This is a genomic window from Flavobacterium sp. LAR06 (assembly GCF_041946075.1).
In the GTDB taxonomy this organism is placed as follows: Bacteria; Bacteroidota; Bacteroidia; order Flavobacteriales; family Flavobacteriaceae; genus Flavobacterium.
The window spans coordinates 55,882-79,913 of record NZ_JAUTYT010000002.1 but is presented as its reverse complement, the minus strand read 5'-3'; the positions used below and the strand labels follow the sequence as shown (position 1 = coordinate 79,913).

The following is a 24,032-nucleotide window of genomic DNA, read 5'->3' as shown; positions in this document are numbered from 1 at the left end:
TAAGCTTAAAAATGAGAGAAGACTTTCTTCATTATCTCTGGAAATTCAGGAAGTTCGAAACGCTGAATTTAAGAACAACCCAAAATGATCCAATTGTAATTATTAAAACAGGAGATTATTTAGAACTTTCAGGCCCTGATTTCTTTAATGCCCAGATAAAAATTGGAACTCAGAAATGGGCTGGAAATGTTGAAATCCATTTAAAATCATCCGATTGGTATGTACATCATCATGAAAAAGATGCCGCTTATGAAAATGTTATTTTGCATGTAGTTTGGGAACATGATACAGAGATCTTTAGTAAAAAACAATACAGAAATTCCCGTTTTGGTTTTGAAAGATTATGTTTCACCAGAAATATTAAGTAATTATGCTAAAGTCTGCTAAGGATGTTTATGGCTTATTAAACGTTAAAACAAGTTTATACTGGGAAAATCATTATCAGTTTGATAAAGAGAGTCCGAAGAAGTCAAAACCTTTATCAAAATCGTTTATAGATTTGTTGATTGTAAACACTATTATTCCTTTGCAGTTTGCCTATTCAAATAGAATAGGAGAGTCCAATGCTGAAGATCTTATTTTATTTATGAATGAAGTTTCTCCTGAAAAAAATGCTATTATAGATAAATTTGAAAATTTTGGGGCTCTTTCAATGAATGCATTTGAAGCTCAAACGTTATTAGAACTCAAAAATGAATATTGTAACAATAAAGCTTGTTTGAAGTGTGCAATTGGAGTTGAATTACTTAAGAGTAATTAGATAATTAGAAAATGTGGTAATTAGATAATTTTGTATTTTTGCTTAAAATCTAAAATCTAAAATCTAAAATCTAAAATCTAAAATTAGAAATGTCAGCAATTTTAAAACTTAAATTTTTCTTTGAAAAATACGGATTTCATGTTTCATCACGATTAGCAGATAAACTCGGAATGCGTGTTACAAGTGTGCGATTGTTTTTTATTTACATTTCATTTGTAACAGCCGGTTTGGGTTTCGGAATATATCTGACATTAGCATTCTGGATTCGTCTGAAAGATTTAATTAGGGCAAAACGAACTTCAGTATTCGATTTATAAAAATTAATTTTAAGCATAAAAAAAGGATCATATAATTTTATATGATCCTTTTTTTATGCTTTTATCTGGATATTATTTATCCGGATTATTTAATTTACTATTTTTCTTACCGTAAATAAAGTAGATTACGATACCTAGTGCCATCCAAACTACAAGTCTTGCCCAGCTTTCATTTGGTAACGAATACATCAATGCTAAACAGATTATAATACCTGCAACCGGTACAAAAGGAACCCATGGAGTTCTAAAAGCTCTTGGAGCATCTGGCATTTTTTTACGCATAACCATTACGCCAATACAAACTAAAACAAAAGCTAATAATGTCCCGATACTTACCATGTGTCCTAAATCACTTACAGGAACAAGTCCAGCAAATAAACTTACGAATACTAAAAAGAAAAGATTAGTTTTCCATGGAGTACGGAATTTAGCGTGAATTTCACTGAAGAAAGGAGGTAATAAACCATCTTTACTCATTGTATAGAAAACACGGCTTTGTCCCATAAGCATTACTAACATTACAGAAGTATAACCAGCTAAAATAGCTACAATTAAACCTGTTTGTAAAAAGTCGTATCCTGTTACAGCAAAAGCAGTTGCAGCAGGTTTTGCATCTCCTGCGAATTTATAGTAAGGTACAAGTCCAGTCATAACGTGAGAGAACAATACATATAAAAGTGTACAGATTACTAATGATCCTAAAATACCAATTGGCATTCCTTTTTGTGGATTTTTAGCTTCTTGTGCAGCAGTGGAAACAGCATCAAAACCAATAAAGGCAAAAAATACAGTACCAGCTCCGGCAGCAATTCCTGACCAGCCAAATTGACCAAAAACTCCAGTGTTTTCAGGAATATAAGGAGTATAATTAGTAGGGTCTATAAATTTCCATCCTAATACAATAAAGATGATAACTACAGCAACTTTAATAACAACTAAGAAATTGTTTAATGAAGCCGATTCTTGAGTTCCTTTTATTAATAATAAAGAAAGTAAGGAAACAATGAATATGGCCGGTAAGTTTACAATTCCTCCATTTATTACCGTTCCATTGCTAAGTGTTAGTGTCTCCCAAGGCGAGCAAATTAAGTCAGGCGGTAGATGTATTCCGTATTTTGCAAGAAGTTCGAGTAAATACCGCGACCAACTCACACCAACCGTGGCGGCACCCAAAGCGTATTCCAAAACTAAATCCCAACCGATAATCCAGGCCATAAATTCACCCATCGTAGCATAAGAGTAAGTGTATGCACTACCCGCAACCGGAATCATTGATGCAAATTCAGCATAACAAAGTCCGGCAAATGCGCAACCTACAGCTGCTAAAATAAAAGAAATTGTTACCGCCGGACCTGCGTGGTCAGCAGCTGCAATTCCTGTTAGCGAAAATAGTCCCGCTCCAATAATTGCTCCAACTCCAAGTGCAACAAGCGAACGTGAAGATAAGGTTCTTTTTAGTCCTTTTTCAGATTCGGATGCTTCACCGAGCAATACCGAAAGAGGTTTAGTTTTCCAAATTGACATACTATTATATTGGTTTATTGTTATTAAGCTCCAAATGTATCGTTTTTTATAAAAAATAAAAACAATTATATTATTTTAAGTTATAAAATATCGAAAAAATATGCAAAATAGACAGTTTATAGGCGTTAAGTACTGAAATTCATTAATTTAATTAGAATGTTAATGCGGATTGAATAATTTATGAAAGAAACATTTTTTTACTATTTTTCTTAATAAATTGATATTTTATTATTTCATTTATCCTTTTAAAACGATTGAAAATTTCATTTTGATGCCTAATTTTAAAACGCTCGCAATATATTTTAAGTTTACAAGAGAGCAACGTACGGGATTTTTTTACTTTTTGCTATTATTATAATATGACAATTGGTTTGTTTTTATGCTGATTTTAATTTGCCTGAAAATACCTCCCAGGAAAAAGAGCAATGGATGTCTTTACAGTCAGAAATTGATTCTCTTAAACTGGTTAAATATAAAGAGAAACCAAACGTCTATCTTTTTAATCCAAATTTCATTACAGATTATAAAGGTTATAAACTCGGAATGTCTACTCAGGAAATTGACCGGCTTTTAGCCTTTCGAAAAGGAAATAAATTTGTGAACTCTGCTGAGGAGTTTCAGCAGGTCACTAAAATTTCTGATTCTTTATTAAAAAATATCTCGCCTTTATTTAAGTTTCCGGACTGGATTCAAAAAGAGAATAATTTCAAAACAGAGAAAAAAGAATTTATTAAGAAAGCCGATTTTAAAAAAGAAAAGATTGTAACTTTAGATATAAAGGAGGCAACTCAGGAGGATTTGGTTAAAATATATGGTATAGGATATGCGCTGTCTTTACGTATATTAAAACAAAAACAAATATTACGGTATTTTGTTTCTATGGAATAAATGAATGATATCTGGGGACTTTCGCCTGAAATTATTGCTGAATTGAATGCGCATTTTAAAGTAATAGTACCAGCGAGTTTAAAAAAGATAGCAATAAATGATGCTTCTTTAAAAGAATTATCTCAGCTTTCCTATTTCCGATATGCATTGGCTAAACAAATAGTAACCTATAGAAGTATGAATGGAAATTTTAAAAATATTGAGGATTTGTCAAAAATTAAAGGTTTTCCTGTTGAAAAAGCAAAAATAATTAGTTTATATTTGGAGTTCTAAAAAAAAATATCCAACAATGAATTTTAATTATAACGAAACACAGTCAATGATTGCGCAATCTATTAAAGATTTTGCCGAAAAGAACATTAGACCTAATATAATGGAATGGGATGAAGCGCAAATTTTTCCAATTCCGCTTTTTAAGAAATTGGGGGAAATGGGGTTCATGGGTGTTTTAGTGCCTGAAGAATACGGTGGATCTGGTTTAGGATACCACGAATATATTACGGTTGTCGAAGAGATTTCAAAAGTAGATCCTTCAATTGGTTTGTCAGTTGCAGCGCATAACTCATTGTGTACAAATCATATTTTGACTTTTGGTAACGAAGAACAAAAGAAAAAATGGTTACCAAAATTAGCAACAGCAGAATATATTGGTGCCTGGGGGTTAACAGAACATAATACAGGTTCTGATGCCGGAGGTATGAATACTACTGCTGTAAAAGATGGAGATTTCTGGATTGTCAATGGAGCGAAGAATTTTATTACGCACGCGATTTCGGGTGATATTGCAGTGGTGATTGTACGTACTGGAGAAAAAGGAGATTCAAAAGGAATGACAGCTTTTGTCTTTGAAAAGGGAATGGCAGGATTTACTTCAGGAAAAAAAGAAAACAAATTAGGAATGCGTGCCAGCGAAACTGCTGAGTTAGTTTTTGATAATTGCCGCGTGCCCGATGCGAATAGATTGGGGGAAGTTGGTCAGGGATTTGTTCAGGCAATGAAAATATTAGACGGTGGCCGAATTTCAATTGGTGCTTTGTCGTTAGGAATTGCTAAGGGTGCTTATGAAGCAGCTTTGAAATATTCTAAAGAAAGACATCAGTTTGGACAGCCAATTAGCAGTTTTCAGGGGATTTCATTTAAATTAGCAGATATGGCTACTGAGATAGAAGCTTCAGAATTATTACTTCACAAAGCGGCTTTTTTGAAACAACAGCATAAACCTGTAACCACACTTGGTGCAATGGCAAAGATGTACGCATCAGAAGCTTGTGTGAGAATAGCAAACGAAGCGGTTCAGATTCATGGTGGGTACGGTTATACAAAAGATTTTCCTGTGGAGAAATTTTACAGAGATTCTAAATTATGTACGATTGGAGAAGGAACAACCGAGATCCAAAAGCTAGTTATATCGAGAAATTTGCTGAAAGAGTAAAGAATAAAATATAGAATTTCATCTAAAATCTATATTCTTTTACTCTTTGTTCTTTTTTCACTAAAATAAATCAAGATTTCTAATTGGTAATCCAAAATTAATATATACTTTTGCAGCCTTAACGAGAGGAGGTGTCTATATTATGTTAATTATACCAATTAAAGACGGAGAAAATATCGATAGAGCATTAAAGCGCTATAAAAGAAAATTTGATAAAACAGGAACTGTTCGTCAATTAAGAGCACGTACTGCTTTTATAAAGCCTTCTGTTATCAAAAGAGCTCAAATTCAAAAAGCTGCTTACATTCAAAACATGAGAGATGGTTTAGAGAGTTAGTATTTAGCTTTTCAAAAATAATTACCGTTAGTTATCAATATTTTGATACTAACGGTTTTTTTATGCTTAATTTTGAAGTAGTATATGGTAATATATATAGGTAGGGTGTTTGTGCTGTTTAGAATGGAATAAAAAAAACAATATAATGAAGTCGAATAAAGATGCATTTCGTGATTATCTTCAGTTGGAGAAAAAATATTCGCCACATACGGTTAATGCTTATTTGAATGATATTGTTTTTTTTGAAGTTTATAATAAGGAGAATTTTGAGCAGGAAAATATTGAGAAGGTAAATTACAGTCAAATTAGGAGTTGGCTTGTTTCTTTGGTAGATCAGGATATTTCTAATGTCTCTGTGAATAGAAAGATGGCTTCGTTGAAAGCGTTTTATAAATTCCTTTTAAAAACGAAACAAATAGAGGTGAGTCCGATGTTGAAGCATAAAGCTTTAAAGACTCCGAAAATTATTCAAATTCCATTTTCTGAAAAAGAGCTTTCTGATTTGATGGGTCAGGTGGGTAGTCCTGTTGGTTTTGAAGAAATCCGTGATAAGCTTATTGTGGATATGTTTTATACAACTGGGATGAGGCGTGCGGAGTTAATACATTTGATGGTTTATAATGTTGATTTGACTTCGAATGTGATAAAGGTTTTGGGTAAGCGTAATAAAGAGCGCATTATTCCTGTTTTGCCGATTATTGCTGATCAGCTTAAGTTGTATCTTGATGAGCGGGATTCGGTTGAAAATATCACAGATGCGGATTATTTTTTTATTTCAAAAAAAGGATTAAAATTAAGTGAATCTTTTGTGTATCGATTAATTAATTCTTACTTTAGTAGAGTCTCTGAAAAGGTAAAAAAAAGTCCGCATGTGCTTCGGCATACTTTTGCGACTCATTTGCTAAATAACGGGGCAGATTTAAATTCAGTTAAGGAGTTATTAGGACATTCGAGTTTGGCATCTACGCAAGTTTATACTCATAATAGTTTAGCGGAGCTTAAAAAAGTATACGGGGATGCTCATCCTAGAAATAAATAATACTTCTAATGTTTAACCATAAAATTAATATTATGAAGGTAGATGTTCATGCAGTTAACTTTACTGTTGACCGAAAGTTGGTGGATTTTATTCAAGAGAGAATGGATAAATTGGAAAAGTATTACGATCGGGTTGTTTCGGCTGATGTTTTTTTAAAAGTTGAAAGAACAAGTGATAAAGAGAATAAAGCTGTCGAGATAAAGATTAATGTTCCTGGAGATGATTTTTTGGTTAAAAAGCAGTGTAAGACATTTGAAGAGGCGGTTGAACTTTCGGCGGAATCTTTAGAGCGTTTACTAGTAAAAAGGAAAGAAAAAATAAGAGCACATATATAATTGAACATAATTGAAAATTTTTTTCAAAAAATGTTTTGATACAAAGATAAAATAGCTACATTTGCAGTCCGTTAGAAATAGCGGACTTTTTTATTGATATTGCCAGCGTAGCTCAGTTGGCTAGAGCAGCTGATTTGTAATCAGCAGGTCGTGGGTTCGAGTCCCTCCGCCGGCTCTAAATATTTCAAATGCGATTTGAAATTGTTCATGTAATTATTGATAAAATAAAGGGGAGATACTCAAGCGGCCAACGAGGGCAGACTGTAAATCTGCTGTGTGAACTTCGCAGGTTCGAATCCTGCTCTCCCCACAAAAAAAAGAAGTTAAGATTTCGGATAGTAGATTTAAGGTTTTTAAAAATCTAAGGTCTAAATTCAAAAATCTAAAATCAGAACTCTCTGCCGACTTAGCTCAGGGGTAGAGTGCTTCCTTGGTAAGGAAGAGGTCACGGGTTCAATTCCCGTAGTTGGCTCAAGTAAGTAGGAAATTGAAAATTAATATATAACTAAGATTAAAAATTAAGTAAAATGGCAAAGGAGAATTTTAATCGTTCCAAACCGCACTTAAACATAGGTACAATTGGACACGTGGATCACGGAAAAACTACATTAACTGCTGCAATTACAAAAGTATTGTCTGATGCAGGTTACTGTCAAGCAAAATCGTTTGATCAAATCGATAACGCTCCAGAGGAGAAAGAAAGAGGTATTACTATTAATACATCACACGTAGAGTATGAAACAGCTAACCGTCACTACGCTCACGTTGACTGTCCAGGTCACGCGGATTACGTAAAGAACATGGTTACTGGTGCTGCTCAAATGGACGGAGCTATCTTAGTAGTTGCTGCTACAGATGGTCCAATGCCACAAACTCGTGAGCACATCCTTTTAGGTCGTCAGGTTGGTATTCCAAGAATCGTTGTTTTCATGAACAAAGTGGATATGGTTGATGATGCTGAATTGTTAGAGCTTGTTGAAATGGAAATTAGAGATTTATTATCTTTCTACGAATATGATGGAGATAATGGTCCTGTTGTTCAAGGTTCTGCTTTAGGAGGATTGAATAATGATCCTGCTTGGGTACCAAAAATCATTGAATTAATGGAAGCTGTTGATGCTTGGATCGAAGAGCCAGTGCGTGACGTTGCTAAACCATTCTTGATGCCGGTTGAAGATGTATTTACAATTACTGGTCGTGGAACTGTTGCTACAGGTCGTATCGAAACAGGTATTGCTAATACAGGAGATCCAGTTGAAATCATTGGTATGGGAGCTGATAAATTAACTTCTACTATTACAGGAGTTGAGATGTTCCGTAAAATCCTTGATAGAGGTGAAGCAGGAGATAACGTAGGTTTGTTGTTAAGAGGTATTGATAAAGAATCTATCAAAAGAGGAATGGTTATCATTAAGCCAGGATCAGTAAAACCACACGCTACTTTCAAAGCTGAGGTTTATATCTTGAAAAAAGAAGAAGGTGGACGTCATACTCCATTCCATAATAACTACCGTCCACAGTTTTACGTACGTACAACTGACGTAACAGGAGTTATTACTTTACCAGAAGGAGTAGAGATGGTAATGCCAGGAGATAACTTAACTATCAATGTATCTTTATTAAGCCCAATCGCTATGAGCGTAGGTTTACGTTTCGCTATCCGTGAAGGTGGTAGAACTGTAGGTGCAGGTCAGGTTACTGAAATCGTAGGATAATCCTATAAATATTATAAAAAGCCAGTTGATTTTCTTAACCGAAATCACTGGCTTTTAATTACGGGCGTAGTTCAAGGGTAGAATAGCGGTCTCCAAAACCGTTGATGGGGGTTCGAATCCCTCCGCCCGTGCAATATAAAATATATCAAATGACAAAAGTTACTAATTATTTATCAGAGGCTTTCGAAGAGTTAAAGTCAAATGTTACTTGGCCAGCTTGGGCTGAGGTTCAAAAATTGACAATTGTTGTGGCTGTATTTTCGATTCTATTTGCTTTGGCAACATGGGGAGTAGACGAATTTTTTGCAAAAGCTTTGGCTGGATTTTTTAACTGGTTAAAAGGATAATTTTTTTGTGATGGCAGATAATAATGTGAAAAAATGGTACGTAGTTAGAGCTGTAAGCGGACAAGAGAATAAAGTCAAAGCTTACATCGAAACTGAGATTGCCAGACTAGGTATGGGTGATTATGTTTCCCAAGTTTTAGTGCCTACAGAAAAAGTAGTTACTGTAAAAGAAGGAAAAAAAATGTCTAAGGATAAAGTTTATTTCCCTGGATATGTTATGATCGAAGCCAATTTAGTTGGTGAGATACCTCATATTATTAAGTCTATTACAAGTGTAATTGGTTTCTTAGGAGAGATTAAAGGAGGAGAACCTGTTCCTTTAAGATTATCTGAAGTAAATCGTATGTTAGGTAAAGTAGATGAGTTAGCTGTTAATACAGATACTCGTGCTATTCCATTCAACTTAGGTGAAACAGTAAAAGTGATCGATGGTCCTTTTAACGGATTTAACGGAACAGTTGAAAAAATCAATGAAGAAAAGCGTAAACTTGAAGTTATGGTTAAGATTTTCGGAAGAAAAACTCCATTAGAATTAAGTTTTATGCAAGTTGAAAAAGTATAATTTTTTGTTACATATATAATAACCATTGCAATCGCTTCCATTGATTGTGATGTTAAATTTTTTAAAAATGGCTAAAGAAATTAGTAAGGTAGTTAAACTACAAGTTAAGGGAGGTGCTGCGAACCCGTCGCCACCGGTTGGACCTGCTTTAGGAGCTGCTGGGGTAAACATCATGGAGTTCTGTAAGCAATTTAATGCTAGAACTCAGGATAAACCTGGCAAAATATGCCCAGTGCAAATCACTGTGTATAAAGACAAATCGTTTGATTTTGTCGTTAAGACTCCTCCAGCAGCAGTTCAGTTAATGGAAGCTGCAAAGCTAAAATCTGGTTCTGGTGAGCCTAATCGTAAAAAAGTAGCTAGTGTTACTTGGGAACAAATTAGAGCAATTGCTGATGACAAAATGCCGGACTTAAATGCATTCACTATTGAGGCTGCAATGAGTATGGTTGCTGGAACAGCTAGATCTATGGGTATAACTGTATCAGGAGAAGCTCCTTTTTAATTAAGAAAAAGACATGGCAAAATTAACAAAAAAGCAAAAAGAGGCTGCTTCAAAAATTGAAAAGAACAAACTATATTCTCTTAAAGATGCTGCGGCATTATTAAAAGTAGTTGCTTCTGCAAAATTTGATGAGTCTGTTGATATCGCAGTTCGTTTGGGTGTAGATCCAAGAAAAGCGAATCAAATGGTTAGAGGTGTGGTTACATTACCTCACGGAACAGGTAAAGATGTTAAAGTATTAGCATTAGTTACTCCAGATAAAGAAGCGGAAGCTAAAGAAGCTGGTGCAGACTATGTTGGTCTTGATGACTATTTACAAAAAATTAAAGATGGTTGGACTGATGTTGATGTAATTATCACTATGCCAGCTGTTATGGGTAAATTAGGTCCATTAGGTCGTATTTTAGGACCTAGAGGTTTAATGCCAAACCCTAAAACAGGTACTGTAACTATGGATGTTGCAAAAGCTGTTGCAGAGGTTAAAGCTGGTAAAATTGACTTTAAAGTTGATAAAACTGGTATCGTTCACGCAGGAATTGGTAAAGTTTCTTTTGGAGCTGAGCAAATTGTTGACAACGCACACGAAATTATTCAAACATTAATAAAACTTAAGCCAACTGCTGCTAAAGGTACCTACATTAAAGGTATTCACCTTACAAGCACTATGAGTCCTGCTATTGCATTGGATCCAAAAGCAGTATAATTGGTAGTTAAAAATTTTTAGTATGACTAGAGAAGAAAAATCAATCGCGATTGAAAATTTAACTGCGCAGTTAGCTGGTACAAATATCATTTATGTATCTGATATTTCTGGATTAAACGCAGAAACAACTTCAAACTTACGTAGAGCTTGTTTTAAAGCAGGTATCAAATTAGAAGTTGTAAAGAACACTTTGCTTGCAAAAGCAATGGAAGCTTCTTCTAATGACTATGGTGATTTACCTTCAGTATTGACTGGTAACAGTGCTATCTTCATTTCTGATGTAGCTAATGCGCCTGGAAAAATTATCAAAGATTTCCGTAAGAAATCTGATAAACCAGTTTTAAAGGGAGCTTACATCAATTCTGAAGTATATATTGGAGATAATCAATTAGATGCATTAGCAACTATTAAATCTAAAGAGGAACTTCTTGGAGAACTTATTGGATTATTGCAATCACCAGCTCAAAGAGTTATCTCTGCTTTACAAAATCAATTCGCAAACAGCGAAGAGACAGAAGCATAATAACACATGCGGGGAATATTATTTCCTTGCTGCTTAATTAGCGCACAATAAATAAATTATATTTTACAAATCATTTTAAACGATAGAAAAAATGGCAGATTTGAAACAATTCGCAGAACAATTAGTTAACTTAACAGTTAAAGAAGTTAACGAATTAGCAACAATATTAAAAGACGAGTATGGTATCGAGCCTGCTGCTGCAGCTGTAGTAGTTGCTGCTGGTGGTGGAGAAGGTGCTGCTGAAGAAGCACAAACTGAATTTACAGTTGTATTAAAAGAGGCTGGAGCTTCTAAATTAGCAGTTGTAAAATTAGTTAAAGAACTTACAGGTTTAGGTTTGAAAGAAGCTAAAGATGTAGTTGACGGTGCTCCAAGCAACGTTAAAGAAGGTGTTTCTAAAGAAGAGGCTGAAGGTCTTAAAAAATCATTAGAAGAAGCTGGAGCTGTAGTTGAACTTAAATAAGTTTACTCGGTTTTAAGAACTAGGTTTAGGTCTTGAGTCAACACTCAATGGCCTAAACCATTTTTCGTATAATAAAATAGATCAAGTTTTATTATCAAATAGTTTAAAATACGAAAAAGTTTTTGATCAATACGAAGAAAAAAAATTGAACCGATTTACCGGTTTATTTTTAAAGATGTATTGATTATAATAAGAAAGTATTAGATTAAACAGTGTGTGTTTACACAAAAAATTACTTTTTTTTAATCAAAATTTTGTCCATTGATGATAACAAATCAGACTGAAAGATTGAATTTTGCCTCTACAAAAAATATCCCTGACTATCCGGATTTCCTAGATGTTCAGGTTAAATCTTTTAAAGATTTTTTTCAATTAGAAACTAAATCAGACGAAAGAGGCAACGAAGGATTGTACAACACCTTCATGGAAAACTTTCCAATCACAGATACAAGAAATAACTTTGTATTGGAATTCCTAGATTATTTTGTAGATCCGCCACGTTATACAATTCAAGAATGTATAGAGAGAGGTCTTACTTATAGTGTGCCTTTAAAAGCAAGGTTAAAACTATATTGTACTGATCCAGAACACGAAGATTTTGAAACTATTGTACAAGATGTTTATCTTGGAACAATACCTTATATGACTCCAAGCGGTACTTTTGTAATCAATGGTGCTGAGCGTGTAGTAGTATCTCAACTACACCGTTCTCCTGGGGTTTTCTTTGGGCAATCATTCCACGCAAATGGAACAAAACTTTATTCTGCCAGAGTAATTCCTTTTAAAGGTTCCTGGATAGAATTTTCTACAGATATCAATAGCGTTATGTACGCTTATATCGATAGAAAGAAAAAATTACCTGTTACAACTTTATTCCGTGCAATTGGATTCGAAAGAGATAAGGATATCCTTGAAATTTTCGACTTAGCTGAAGAAATTAAAGTTTCTAAAACGGGTATTAAAAAATATATTGGAAGAAGACTTGCCGCACGTGTATTGAATACATGGCATGAGGATTTCGTTGATGAAGATACCGGAGAGGTAGTTTCTATCGAACGTAACGAAATTATCCTTGATAGAGATACTATTATCGACAAAGATAATGTTGAAGAAATCATCGATTCTAATGTAAAATCTATTTTGTTACACAAAGAGGATAATAATCAGGCAGATTATGCTATTATCCATAATACGTTACAAAAAGATCCAACAAACTCTGAAAAAGAAGCTGTTGAGCATATCTACAGACAATTGCGTAATGCAGAACCGCCTGATGAAGAAACTGCTCGTGGTATTATAGATAAATTGTTCTTCTCTGATCAACGTTATAACTTAGGTGAAGTTGGTCGTTATAGAATGAACAAAAAACTTGGTTTAGATATCCCAATGGAAAAGCAAGTGCTTACCAAAGAAGATATCATCACCATTGTAAAATATTTGATCGAATTAATTAACTCTAAAGCAGAGATTGATGATATTGATCACTTATCAAACCGTCGTGTTAGAACAGTTGGAGAACAATTGTCTCAACAATTCGGTGTTGGTTTAGCTCGTATGGCGAGAACTATTCGTGAGAGAATGAACGTTAGAGATAACGAGGTGTTTACACCAATTGATTTGATTAATGCTAAAACATTATCATCAGTTATCAACTCTTTCTTTGGTACTAACCAGTTATCTCAATTTATGGATCAAACGAATCCATTAGCTGAGATTACACATAAGAGAAGATTATCTGCACTTGGACCAGGTGGACTTTCGAGAGAGAGAGCTGGTTTCGAGGTTCGTGACGTTCACTATACTCACTATGGTCGTTTATGTCCGATTGAAACTCCAGAGGGACCAAACATTGGTTTGATTTCATCTCTTGGGGTTTATGCAAAAGTAAACGGAATGGGTTTCATCGAAACTCCATACCGTAAAGTTACAAATGGTGTAGTTGATTTAGAAAGCACACCTATTTATTTAAGTGCTGAAGAAGAAGAAGGAAAAATGATTGCTCAGGCAAACATTGAAATGGATTCTACTGGTAAAATTACTGCAAGCAATGTTATTGCTCGTGAGGAAGGTGACTTCCCAGTTGTTGAACCATCTTCTGTACATTATACAGACGTTGCTCCTAACCAGATTGCTTCGATTTCGGCTTCATTGATTCCTTTCTTGGAACATGATGATGCGAACCGTGCGTTGATGGGATCTAACATGATGCGTCAGGCAGTTCCTTTGATCCGTCCTGAAGCTCCGATTGTTGGTACAGGTTTAGAGCGTCAGGTAGCTTCAGATTCTAGAGTATTGATTAATGCTGAAGGAGATGGAACTGTTGAATATGTTGATGCTAATATCATTACTATCAAATACGACCGTACTGAAGATGAAAGAATGGTAAGTTTTGATGCTGATGAAAAAACATACAACTTAATTAAATTTAGAAAAACCAATCAAGGTACAAGTATCAACTTGAAACCAATCGTAAGAAAAGGTGACAGAGTTGTTCTTGGACAAGTATTATCAGAAGGATATGCTACTCAAAATGGTGAATTAGCTTTAGGTAGAAACTTAAAAGTTGCGTTCATGCCATGGAAAGGGTATAACTTTGAGGATGCGATTGTAATTTCTGAAAAAGTAGTTCGTGATGATATTTTTACTTCTATCCACGTTGATGATTATTCATTAGAGGTTAGAGATACTAAGTTAGGAAATGAAGAGTTAACAAACGATATTCCTAACGTTTCTGAAGAAGCTACTAAAGATTTAGATGAAAACGGTATGATCAGAATTGGTGCAGAGGTTAAACCTGGCGACATTTTGATCGGAAAAATTACACCAAAAGGAGAATCAGATCCTACTCCGGAAGAGAAATTGCTTCGTGCAATCTTCGGGGATAAAGCAGGTGATGTAAAAGATGCTTCATTAAAAGCTTCTCCATCTTTACACGGTGTAGTTCTTGACAAAAAATTATTTGCAAGAGCCGTAAAAGATAAACGTAAACGTACTCAGGATAAAGATGCTTTAGGCGCTTTAGAAATGGAGTTTGAAACTAAATTTGTTGAATTAAAAGACAGATTAGTTGAAAAATTATTCTTGATCGTTAACGGAAAAACATCTCAGGGTGTAATGAACGATTTGGGTGAAGAAGTTTTACCAAAAGGTAAAAAATATACTCAAAAAATGCTTTACGCAGTAGAAGATTTTGCTCACTTAAGTAAAGGTCAATGGGTTGCTGATGATGCTACTAATAAAATGGTTAATGATTTAATTCATAACTATAAAATTAAGCTGAACGACTTACAAGGATCTTTAAGAAGAGAAAAATTCACTATTACAGTTGGAGATGAATTACCATCTGGAATCTTGAAATTGGCGAAAATTTATATCGCTAAAAAACGTAAACTGAAAGTAGGGGATAAAATGGCAGGACGTCACGGTAACAAAGGTATTGTTGCAAGAATCGTTCGTCATGAAGATATGCCTTTCCTTGAAGACGGAACACCAGTAGATATTGTATTGAATCCACTTGGGGTACCTTCACGTATGAACATTGGTCAGATTTATGAAACTGTTCTTGGATGGGCTGGTATGAACTTGGGTAGAAAATTTGCTACTCCAATTTTTGACGGTGCTTCTTTAGATCAAATCAATGAATTAACTGATGAAGCTGGAGTACCACGTTTCGGACATACACACCTTTATGATGGTGGTACTGGAGAACGTTTCCATCAAGCAGCGACTGTGGGTGTAATTTACATGCTTAAATTAGGACACATGGTTGATGATAAGATGCACGCACGTTCTATCGGACCATACTCGTTGATTACTCAACAACCACTTGGAGGTAAAGCTCAATTTGGAGGTCAGCGTTTTGGAGAGATGGAGGTTTGGGCACTTGAGGCTTATGGCGCATCAAGTACTCTTCGTGAAATCTTGACAGTTAAATCGGATGACGTTATTGGTAGAGCTAAAACTTACGAAGCTATCGTTAAGGGTGAGTCTATGCCAGAACCAGGATTACCTGAATCATTCAATGTATTGATGCATGAATTGAAAGGTCTTGGACTTGACATTCGTTTAGAAGAATAATAAGTATTAGGAAGTTTTCAGTCCCGATTTTTATCGGGGCTGATTACTCATTTATAGAAGTTTTTAGGATTTATACCCGTAACCCGTTCCGATTTTTTATATAAACCCTAAGCGTTTTATAATTAGCACTTCAAAATAATAAGGTTTGAAGTTTAGAGAAGTAACCCGAGGTAGTTATAGTCAAAAGTCAAATGTCTTAAAGTTTATCAAGTCTTAACCGACTTTCGACTTTCGACTTTGAAACTTTCGACTTAAACAAGAATCAATTTTTTAATTGCAAATAAATCAATAGTAAAAACTATGATGAATAATAGAAATAATAATAAGGATAAAAATCCAGTTAAAAGATTTAATAAAATCTCAATTGGATTAGCTTCACCAGAATCTATCTTGAAAGAATCAAGAGGAGAGGTGTTGAAACCAGAAACAATTAACTACAGAACTCACAAACCAGAGCGTGACGGACTTTTCTGCGAAAGAATCTTCGGACCTGTTAAGGATTTTGAGTGTGCTTGTGGTAAATATAAAAGAATTCGTTACAAAGGTATTATCTGTGACCGTTGTGGTGTTGAAGTTACTGAGAAAAAAGTACGTCGTGACAGAGTAGGGCACATCAACCTTGTTGTGCCAATTGCTCACATTTGGTATTTCCGTTCTCTTCCAAACAAAATTGGTTATATCCTTGGTCTTCCATCTAAGAAATTAGATATGATTATTTACTACGAAAGATACGTAGTAATCCAAGCTGGTATTGCTAAAAATGCAGATGGAGAATCATTACAAAGATTAGATTTCTTAACTGAAGAAGAATATTTGAATATTTTAGATACTCTTCCGCAAGAAAACCAATATTTAGACGATATGGATCCTAATAAATTTGTTGCCAAAATGGGAGCAGAGTGTATTATGGATTTATTAGCTCGTATTGACTTAGATGCTTTATCTTATGAATTAAGACACAGCGCTAACAACGAAACATCTAAACAACGTAAAACTGAAGCTTTAAAAAGATTACAAGTTGTTGAGTCTTTCCGTGAGTCTAACTTAAACCGTGAAAATCGTCCTGAGTGGATGATTATGAAAGTGGTTCCAGTTATCCCACCAGAATTACGTCCGCTTGTGCCTCTTGATGGAGGTCGTTTTGCAACTTCAGATTTAAATGACTTATACCGTCGTGTAATCATCCGTAACAACCGTTTGAAAAGATTAATGGAGATTAAAGCTCCAGAGGTTATCTTAAGAAACGAAAAACGTATGTTGCAGGAGTCTGTAGATTCATTATTTGATAATACTCGTAAAGCTTCTGCTGTTAAAACAGAATCTAACAGACCATTAAAATCATTATCTGATTCCTTAAAAGGTAAGCAAGGACGTTTCCGTCAAAACTTACTTGGAAAACGTGTGGATTATTCTGCTCGTTCGGTAATTGTTGTTGGTCCTGAATTAAAATTATTCGAATGTGGATTGCCAAAAGATATGGCATCTGAATTATACAAACCTTTCGTTATCCGTAAATTGATTGAAAGAGGTATTGTTAAAACAGTAAAATCTGCTAAGAAAATTATAGACAAAAAAGAGCCTGTAGTTTGGGATATCCTTGAAAATGTAATTAAAGGACATCCGGTATTACTTAACCGTGCTCCTACGTTACACAGACTTGGTATTCAAGCTTTCCAACCAAAATTAATTGAAGGAAAAGCGATCCAATTGCACCCATTAGTATGTACGGCTTTCAACGCCGATTTTGATGGGGATCAGATGGCAGTTCACTTGCCATTAGGACCAGAGGCTATTTTAGAGGCACAATTATTAATGTTGGCTTCTCACAATATCCTGAACCCTGCAAACGGTGCTCCAATTACTGTACCTTCTCAGGATATGGTCTTGGGTCTGTATTATATGACCAAAGAACGTATCTCTACACCAGAACACATAATTTTAGGTCAAGACTTAACTTTCTATTCTGCTGAAGAAGTAAACATCGCATTAAACGAAGGAAGATTAGAATTGAATGCTCGTGTGAAAATTAGAGCAAAAGATTTTAATGACGCTGGAGAATTAGTGTTCAAAATTATTCAAACAACTGCAGGACGTGTATTATTTAATGAAGTAGTACCTGAAGCAGCTGGATATATCAATGATGTATTGACTAAGAAAAACCTTAGAGATATTATCGGACACATTTTAAGTGTGACTGATGTACCTACTACTGCAGCTTTCTTGGATAATATGAAAGATATGGGTTATAAATTCGCATTTAGAGGAGGTTTATCATTCTCTCTTGGTGATATTAGAATTCCAGAACAAAAAACAAAATTAATTGCAGATGCCAGAGAGCAAGTTGAAGGTATTTCTGTGAATTATAACATGGGTCTTATTACAAATAACGAACGTTACAACCAAGTTATTGACGTATGGACTTCAGCAAATGCTCAGTTGACAGAATTAGCAATGAAAAATATTAGAGAAGACCAACAAGGTTTCAACTCTGTATATATGATGCTTGACTCTGGGGCGAGGGGTTCTAAGGAACAGATTCGTCAGTTAACTGGTATGCGTGGTTTGATGGCTAAGCCTAAAAAATCTACTGCTGGTGGTGGTGAGATTATTGAAAACCCGATTCTTTCTAACTTTAAGGAAGGTCTTTCGATTCTTGAGTACTTCATTTCTACTCACGGTGCTCGTAAAGGACTTGCGGATACGGCTCTTAAAACTGCCGATGCTGGATACTTAACAAGAAGACTTCATGACGTATCACAAGATGTTATTGTTAACATTGAAGATTGTGGAACTCTAAGAGGTGTTGAAGTTTCTGCTTTGAAGAAAAATGAAGAAATCGTTGAATCATTAGGAGAAAGAATTTTAGGACGTGTTGCATTGCAAGATGTTATAAATCCACTTACTAATGAAGTAATGGTTCAATCTGGTCAACAAATTACTGAAGCAATTATGAGAACTATCGAAGCTTCTCCAATTGAAAAAGTAGAGGTTAGATCTCCTTTAACTTGTGAAGCTTTAAAAGGTATTTGTGCTAAATGTTACGGTAGAAACTTAGCTACTGGAAAAATGACACAAAGAGGTGAAGCAGTCGGAGTTATTGCAGCTCAGTCTATTGGAGAGCCAGGTACACAGTTGACACTTCGTACGTTCCACGTTGGAGGGGTTGCTGGAGGTATTTCTGAAGAATCTAGTATTGTTACAAGATTCAACGGTAGACTTGAGATTGAAGATTTAAAAACTGTTAAAGGTGAGGATAGTGAAGGTAATGCGGTTGATATCGTAGTATCACGTTCAACTGAATTAAAATTGGTTGATGAGAAAACTGGAATCGTTTTAAATACACACAATATTCCTTACGGATCTAGTATTTTTGTTAAGGATGGTGAATCAGTTACTAAAGGATCTGTGATCTGTAAGTGGGATCCATATAATGGTGTAATTGTTTCTGAATTTACTGGTAAAATTGCTTACGAGGATTTAGAGCAAGGACAATCGTTCATGGTTGAAATCGATGAGCAAACAGGATTCCAGGAAAAAGTAATTTCTGAAGCTAGAAATAAAAAATTAATTCCAACTTTATTGGTTTACGGTAAAGAAGGTGAATTGATTCGTTCGTATAACTTACCAGTAGGAGCACACCTTATGGTTGAGAACGGTGAAAAAATTAAAGCAGGTAAAGTATTGGTTAAAATTCCACGTCGTTCTTCTAAAGCGGGCGATATCACGGGAGGTTTACCAAGAATTACCGAGTTGCTTGAGGCTCGTAACCCTTCAAACCCGGCAGTTGTTTCTGAAATTGACGGTGTTGTTTCTTTTGGAAAAATCAAAAGAGGTAACCGTGAAATTGTTATCGAATCTAAATTTGGTGAGATTAAAAAGTATTTAGTTAAACTTTCTAGCCAAATTTTAGTACAGGAAAATGACTTCGTAAGAGCAGGAGTACCATTGTCTGACGGTGCAATTACACCAGATGACATCTTAAGAATTCAAGGTCCGGCTGCTGTTCAACAGTACTTGGTAAATGAAATTCAAGAGGTATACCGTCTACAAGGGGTAAAAATTAATGACAAGCACTTTGAGGTAGTTATTCGTCAAATGATGCGTAAAGTAAGAGTTCAGGATCCAGGAGATACATTATTCCTAGAAGATCAATTGATTCATACTAAAGATTTCATCGTTCAAAACGATAAATTATATGGTATGAAAGTAGTTGAAGACGCTGGAGATTCTGCGGTATTGAAACCAGGTCAAATTATTACACCTCGTGACTTACGTGATGAAAACTCATTGCTTAAACGAAATGATAAAAATCTGGTTGTAGCCAGAGACGTAATTACTGCAACTGCAACACCGGTTTTACAAGGTATTACAAGAGCTTCGCTACAAACTAAATCATTCATCTCTGCTGCTTCTTTCCAAGAAACAACAAAAGTACTTAACGAAGCTGCTGTAGCTGGTAAAGTAGATGATTTAGAAGGATTAAAAGAAAATGTAATTGTTGGACACAGAATTCCTGCAGGAACTGGTATGAGAGAATACGATAACACTATCGTAGGATCTAAAGACGATTACAATGAAATGATGGCAAATAAAGAAGAATATATTTATTAATTAGGAAACTATGAGTAATCCGAAACAACAACAAGAGCAAATTAATATCGAGTTGGATGAGACTATTGCAGAAGGAATTTATTCTAATCTTGCAATTATCAACCACTCGTCATCAGAGTTTGTTTTAGATTTTGTGAGCATTATGCCAGGTATTCCTAAAGCCAAGGTAAAGTCAAGAATTGTTTTGACACCACAACATGCTAAAAGATTATTGAAGGCAATAGGTGAAAATATTCATCGTTTTGAAGTCGCTCATGGCGAAATTAAAGACACTGAGCAAGCACCAATTCCACTTAATTTTGGTCCGGCAGGACAAGCATAAATTAGAAAAGCCCCAGTAATGGGGCTTTTTTTTGCTTGAAATTTAACGTTAAATGCACTTTAACCGATTTAATTTTACTTTCATCGACTAAATTTCCTTGGTGTACGACATTGTTCTAAATTAGTAGTTCCTAATAGAAAAAAATTATTTTTTGGAATATAATGACTTAGTAAGGTTGGTTTAATTCAAATTAAAAAAAAGCGCTAATTATATAATTAGCGCTTTTTTTATGATATTATTCAAGTTGAAGAATTTAATCAAATTCAGAAGTGAAAAATAATTTTACACTTGGATATTTACTTTGCGTCATTTGAATTGTAAAATCAGAATCAGCTAAGAATACCAATTGTCCGTATTTATCGTGTGCTAAGAACTTTTGTTTGATTCGTTTAAATTCTTTAAACTCGTCATTTTTTGCATCGTCAGGTTTGACCCAGCAAGCTTTATGAACTGGGAAGTTTTCATAAGTACATTTTGCGCCATACTCATGTTCTAATCGGTATTGAATTACCTCATATTGAAGTGCTCCAACAGTTCCAATAACTTTACGATTGTTCATCTCTAATGTAAATAACTGAGCAACACCTTCATCCATCAACTGATCTACACCTTTATCCAATTGCTTGGCTTTCATTGGATCAGCATTATTAATGTACCTAAAATGTTCTGGAGAAAAACTTGGAATTCCTTTGAAACTCATTATTTCTCCTTCTGTTAAAGTATCTCCAATTTTAAAGTTTCCTGTATCATGCAAACCTACGATGTCACCGGGATATGAAATGTCTACAATCTCTTTTTTCTCAGCAAAGAATGCATTTGGGCTAGAGAATTTTAGATTTTTCTTCTGACGAACGTGGTAATAAGGTTTATTTCTTTCAAAAGTTCCAGAAACAATTTTGATAAAAGCTAAACGATCTCGGTGTTTTGGATCCATATTGGCATGGATTTTAAATACAAAACCAGTCATTTTTTCTTCTTTTGGATCAACTAAACGTGTTTCAGAATCTTTTGGTCTTGGAGAAGGAGCGATCGTTACAAAGCAATCTAACAATTCACGAACTCCAAAATTATTTAGAGCTGAACCAAAAAAGACAGGCTGAATTTTTCCATCTAAATAATCCTGACGTTCAAATTTTGGATAAACTTCATCGATTAACTCTAGTTCTTCACGTAATTTATCTGCAGGCTTTTGTCCAATTATTTTTTCTAATTCAGGATTTTGAACATCTGAAAAAGCAATAGTTTCTTCAATGTTTTTACGGCTGTCACCACTAAAAAGATTGATGTTTTGTTCCCATAAATTATAAATCCCCTGGAAATCGTAACCCATTCCGATAGGAAAACTCAAAGGAGTAACTGTTAAACCTAATTTCTGTTCCACTTCATCCATTAAGTCAAAAGCATCTTTTCCTTCACGGTCTAATTTATTGATGAAAACAATCATCGGAATGTTTCTCATTCTACAAACTGCAACCAGTTTTTCAGTTTGTTCCTCAACCCCTTTTGCAACGTCGATAACAACAATAACGCTGTCTACAGCGGTTAAAGTTCTAAAAGTATCTTCGGCAAAATCCTTGTGTCCAGGTGTATCAAGAATGTTGATTTTTTTGTCTTTATAATTAAAAGCAAGTACAGATGTAGAAACCGAAATACCTCTTTGGCGTTCGATTTCCATGAAATCACTTGTTGCTCCTTTTTTTATTTTATTGTTTTTTACCGCGCCAGCTTCCTGAATTGCTCCTCCAAACAACAATAATTTTTCAGTTAAAGTTGTTTTACCGGCATCGGGATGCGATATAATTCCGAATGTTCTTCTGCGTTGTATTTCTTTTAAAAAGCTCATATTTTGTATAAATAGGTTTGCAAAAGTACTATTAATTACGGCTTAATAAAAATATTCACTTCTATAATTTAGAAGTCATTACTTTATGAGCAGAAACTTTTAAGCAAAAAAAAGACTGTTTTTTTAGAACAGTCTTTAAATTATTGTTTTGGAGAATTATTGATTAATAGACCAAACTGAATATCCTTTTGGCGGACATTGAATTTTTACCCATTTATCTGCTTGAGTAGTTGGGTACCAAGTTGAATTTCCTGTAAAATCTTTGATTTGGGTATTTGCCCAATTTGTCTGAATCCATCTTTCTTGCCAAACCGTTGAGTTGTTAATATAAACTACCAATCCTGGATTTCCATTATATCCATTTCTTCTTGCTACATATTCATCATTATCTGAATATAAAATAGAAGTGTTTCCAGTGGCTTTATTGTTGTGAATCCAAATCAAGTTATTTAATTTGTTTTTGTCTAGCCATTCTTCGTAATCTCTGTAAAAGATTGTTGGATATCCTTCATGTGTTAGAATGTATGAATAAGCCAATAGTTTATTTGAAATCTCATCAGTATCATGATTTGCAACAAATGTTACAGCTTTGTATGGATTTCTTTTCCACATCATATCATCGTTCAAAAGAGCTAAATTATTTCCGTCAAAAGCATCATTCATTTTGTAATAACAGGCAAAATCAAATACAGAACTGTTAGCACTATTAGCCCAGTTGTTTAGGATGTCTACGTTAGAATCCCATAATTCACCAACAGAAAATCCACCTACGTTTGCATTCCAATCATAAACAACCCAAGGAGCAAAACCTTTTACGTAGTCAAATCTCCAGCCATCAAATTTCATTGTATTTTTATAATATTTACCAACGCCGTCAGCTCTTTTCCATAACCAGTCTTGCACATAAGGATCGGCATGACATAAATCTGGAAAACCTCCAAAGGAGCCTTCATCGTTATTACCATAACTATTTTTATAAAAATTTACATAAGTACGTTTGAATTTTCCAGATGCAACTCCATTAAAATTAGTCCAGGTGTTGGTGCCAGTAAAAGGATTAGCTTCTGATTGTCCTCCGCTATTGTGATTAATTACAATATCGGCATATACTTTCATGTTTTCAGTATGCGCTTTTGTAATTAAACTTACTAATTCTGTTTTCGAACCAAATCGGGTTTCTGTAGTTCCGTTTTGATTGTAATCTCCAAAATCAAAATAATCAGTTGGGTCATATCCCATTGAAAAGGGACCATTTTGTGCTTTAGAAGCAGGAGGAAGCCAAATTGAACCAATTCCGGCATTCGACCATGCAGTTACTTTTCCGCTAACAGTATTCCACCAGGTTCCACCAGCAGGAACATCCCAATAAAAGGCTTGCATCATAACACCTCCACCTGGATTATCAACATACTTTCCGGTTAGTGAAGATTTAGTTCCGGTACTGAAAGGCTTTCCATCATGATGTGTGACATTAATAATTTCAAATTGTTGACTTGCAACTCTTGAATCAACTTCATTTGTTTCATTTGGCGAACACGAACAAAAAAAGGCCGTGATTGCCGTCATCAAATAGATTTTTGCATTGTGGTTTTTCATAATTTAGATTTGGTTAAAAGGTTAATAAAGTTTGTAATTATTTGTTTTCAGGCACTTAAAAGTGATATTTCGTAATTTTAATACCCTGAAATTATTAATTACGCATCTAAAGTATGTGTTTTTTAATTCGGTT

20 protein-coding genes, 4 tRNA genes and 1 pseudogene are annotated in these 24,032 nt (G+C 34.6%); 22 read left to right on the top strand and 3 right to left on the bottom strand.

Going from position 1 to position 24,032, the window contains the following annotated elements:
* The first annotated feature begins 11 nt into the window (after positions 1 to 11).
* Together Q7C23_RS03580 and Q7C23_RS03575 are read left to right on the top strand one after the other, a co-directional pair.
* A pseudogene (locus Q7C23_RS03580) lies at positions 12 to 760 on the top strand (DUF2851 family protein).
* Positions 761 to 849: 89 nt separating this feature from the next.
* A complete protein-coding gene (locus Q7C23_RS03575) occupies positions 850 to 1,077 on the top strand; it encodes a PspC family transcriptional regulator (RefSeq protein ID WP_026985787.1) in 228 nt (75 codons plus the stop codon).
* Between the two features lie 72 nt (positions 1,078 to 1,149).
* Here Q7C23_RS03575 and Q7C23_RS03570 read toward each other — a convergent pair whose 3' ends face one another.
* On the bottom strand, positions 1,150 to 2,601 hold the full coding sequence (locus Q7C23_RS03570; RefSeq protein ID WP_375031208.1) for an amino acid permease: 1,452 nt from the start codon (positions 2,599 to 2,601) through the stop codon (positions 1,150 to 1,152).
* Between the two features lie 429 nt (positions 2,602 to 3,030).
* Between Q7C23_RS03570 and Q7C23_RS03565 the strand changes: the two genes are divergently transcribed.
* The 20 genes from Q7C23_RS03565 to Q7C23_RS03470 all read left to right on the top strand — a co-directional run bounded on the left by Q7C23_RS03565 (position 3,031) and on the right by Q7C23_RS03470 (position 20,460).
* A complete protein-coding gene (locus Q7C23_RS03565) occupies positions 3,031 to 3,489 on the top strand; it encodes a hypothetical protein (RefSeq protein WP_375031207.1) in 459 nt (152 codons plus the stop codon).
* The gene (locus Q7C23_RS03560; RefSeq protein WP_375031206.1) at positions 3,490 to 3,762 is read left to right on the top strand and encodes a ComEA family DNA-binding protein; all 273 of its coding nucleotides are present in this window, start codon (positions 3,490 to 3,492) and stop codon (positions 3,760 to 3,762) included.
* A 16-nt stretch (positions 3,763 to 3,778) separates the two neighbouring features.
* On the top strand, positions 3,779 to 4,921 hold the full coding sequence (locus Q7C23_RS03555; protein WP_375031205.1) for an acyl-CoA dehydrogenase family protein: 1,143 nt from the start codon (positions 3,779 to 3,781) through the stop codon (positions 4,919 to 4,921).
* A 142-nt stretch (positions 4,922 to 5,063) separates the two neighbouring features.
* Entirely contained in the window at positions 5,064 to 5,258 is a 195-nt protein-coding gene (gene rpsU / locus Q7C23_RS03550; protein WP_026985791.1) for a 30S ribosomal protein S21, read from the top strand.
* Between the two features lie 145 nt (positions 5,259 to 5,403).
* Positions 5,404 to 6,297 carry a tyrosine-type recombinase/integrase gene (locus Q7C23_RS03545; RefSeq protein WP_375031204.1) on the top strand — a complete coding sequence of 298 codons (894 nt, stop codon included), beginning with the start codon at positions 5,404 to 5,406 and terminating at the stop codon, positions 6,295 to 6,297.
* A 32-nt stretch (positions 6,298 to 6,329) separates the two neighbouring features.
* Positions 6,330 to 6,632, top strand: coding sequence for a ribosome hibernation-promoting factor, HPF/YfiA family (gene hpf / locus Q7C23_RS03540; protein ID WP_017496722.1), 303 nt, complete (start codon positions 6,330 to 6,332; stop codon positions 6,630 to 6,632).
* Between the two features lie 101 nt (positions 6,633 to 6,733).
* A tRNA-Thr gene (locus Q7C23_RS03535) sits at positions 6,734 to 6,807 on the top strand.
* A 54-nt stretch (positions 6,808 to 6,861) separates the two neighbouring features.
* A tRNA-Tyr gene (locus tag Q7C23_RS03530) sits at positions 6,862 to 6,942 on the top strand.
* Positions 6,943 to 7,032: 90 nt separating this feature from the next.
* A tRNA-Thr gene (locus Q7C23_RS03525) sits at positions 7,033 to 7,104 on the top strand.
* Between the two features lie 55 nt (positions 7,105 to 7,159).
* Positions 7,160 to 8,347 (top strand): elongation factor Tu, encoded by a 1,188-nt coding sequence (gene tuf, locus Q7C23_RS03520; RefSeq protein WP_007807448.1) that lies wholly within the window; start codon positions 7,160 to 7,162, stop codon positions 8,345 to 8,347.
* Positions 8,348 to 8,407: 60 nt separating this feature from the next.
* Positions 8,408 to 8,478 (top strand) — tRNA-Trp (locus Q7C23_RS03515).
* 18 nt (positions 8,479 to 8,496) lie between these two features.
* The gene (gene secE, locus Q7C23_RS03510) at positions 8,497 to 8,694 is read left to right on the top strand and encodes a preprotein translocase subunit SecE (protein WP_008466927.1); all 198 of its coding nucleotides are present in this window, start codon (positions 8,497 to 8,499) and stop codon (positions 8,692 to 8,694) included.
* A gap of 10 nt (positions 8,695 to 8,704) precedes the next feature.
* Entirely contained in the window at positions 8,705 to 9,256 is a 552-nt protein-coding gene (gene nusG, locus Q7C23_RS03505) for a transcription termination/antitermination protein NusG (protein ID WP_029273444.1), read from the top strand.
* 67 nt (positions 9,257 to 9,323) lie between these two features.
* On the top strand, positions 9,324 to 9,761 hold the full coding sequence (gene rplK, locus Q7C23_RS03500; RefSeq protein ID WP_029273445.1) for a 50S ribosomal protein L11: 438 nt from the start codon (positions 9,324 to 9,326) through the stop codon (positions 9,759 to 9,761).
* 13 nt (positions 9,762 to 9,774) lie between these two features.
* Positions 9,775 to 10,464, top strand: a complete 690-nt coding sequence (gene rplA / locus Q7C23_RS03495; RefSeq protein ID WP_017496725.1) for a 50S ribosomal protein L1 — start codon at positions 9,775 to 9,777, stop codon at positions 10,462 to 10,464.
* Between the two features lie 22 nt (positions 10,465 to 10,486).
* Complete coding sequence (gene rplJ / locus Q7C23_RS03490; protein WP_310300934.1) at positions 10,487 to 10,987, top strand: 50S ribosomal protein L10; 501 nt, start codon at positions 10,487 to 10,489, stop codon at positions 10,985 to 10,987.
* A 91-nt stretch (positions 10,988 to 11,078) separates the two neighbouring features.
* On the top strand, positions 11,079 to 11,450 hold the full coding sequence (rplL, locus tag Q7C23_RS03485) for a 50S ribosomal protein L7/L12 (protein WP_007807437.1): 372 nt from the start codon (positions 11,079 to 11,081) through the stop codon (positions 11,448 to 11,450).
* A gap of 264 nt (positions 11,451 to 11,714) precedes the next feature.
* Entirely contained in the window at positions 11,715 to 15,527 is a 3,813-nt protein-coding gene (rpoB, locus tag Q7C23_RS03480; RefSeq protein ID WP_375031202.1) for a DNA-directed RNA polymerase subunit beta, read from the top strand.
* 300 nt (positions 15,528 to 15,827) lie between these two features.
* Positions 15,828 to 20,138, top strand: a complete 4,311-nt coding sequence (rpoC, locus tag Q7C23_RS03475; protein ID WP_375031201.1) for a DNA-directed RNA polymerase subunit beta' — start codon at positions 15,828 to 15,830, stop codon at positions 20,136 to 20,138.
* Positions 20,139 to 20,148: 10 nt separating this feature from the next.
* Positions 20,149 to 20,460 carry a DUF3467 domain-containing protein gene (locus tag Q7C23_RS03470; RefSeq protein WP_026985797.1) on the top strand — a complete coding sequence of 104 codons (312 nt, stop codon included), beginning with the start codon at positions 20,149 to 20,151 and terminating at the stop codon, positions 20,458 to 20,460.
* 253 nt (positions 20,461 to 20,713) lie between these two features.
* Here the strand turns inward: Q7C23_RS03470 and Q7C23_RS03465 are convergent, their stop codons facing one another.
* Positions 20,714 to 22,303 carry a peptide chain release factor 3 gene (locus Q7C23_RS03465; protein ID WP_056190737.1) on the bottom strand — a complete coding sequence of 530 codons (1,590 nt, stop codon included), beginning with the start codon at positions 22,301 to 22,303 and terminating at the stop codon, positions 20,714 to 20,716.
* A 156-nt stretch (positions 22,304 to 22,459) separates the two neighbouring features.
* Positions 22,460 to 23,899: an alpha-amylase gene (locus Q7C23_RS03460; protein WP_375031200.1), complete on the bottom strand. Its 1,440-nt coding sequence runs from the start codon at positions 23,897 to 23,899 to the stop codon at positions 22,460 to 22,462.
* Positions 23,900 to 24,032 lie beyond the last annotated feature (133 nt).